This window comes from Streptomyces sp. SID5785, from assembly GCF_009870065.1.
GTDB lineage: Bacteria > Actinomycetota > Actinomycetes > Streptomycetales > Streptomycetaceae > Streptomyces.
Map to the genome: position 1 here is coordinate 1 of NZ_WWIA01000165.1, position 387 is coordinate 387.

Genomic DNA, 387 nt, shown 5'->3' on the forward strand with positions numbered 1-387 from the left:
CGACGGCCACGAGATCGGCACGCACTTCAACGGGCACTTCTGCGGCGGCTCCGGCTCCGTCGCCAACTGGAACGCGGCCCAGTGGCGCAGCGAGATCGAACAGGCCCGCACCTTCGTCAAGTCCTGGCGCACGCACACCGGCTGGCACGACCAGCCGTCGCTGCCCTTCGACTACGACAAGGAGCTCATCGGCGGCCGCACCCCCTGCCTGCTCGGCCAGGACAACCTGCTGCCCGTCGCCCGCGAGCTCGGCTGGCGCTACGACGCCTCCTCGCCCGGCGGACTCCAGCGCTGGCCGGACAAGAAGCAGGGCGTCTGGGACTTCCCGCTTCAGGGCATCCCCTTCCCCGGGCACCGCTTCGAGGTCCTGTCGATGGACTACAACAT

At 69.5% G+C, this 387-nt stretch carries 1 pseudogene; it reads left to right on the plus strand.

What is annotated here, in order from left to right:
- Positions 1-387, plus strand: a pseudogene (locus tag GTW43_RS04875) (hypothetical protein); the annotation flags it as partial.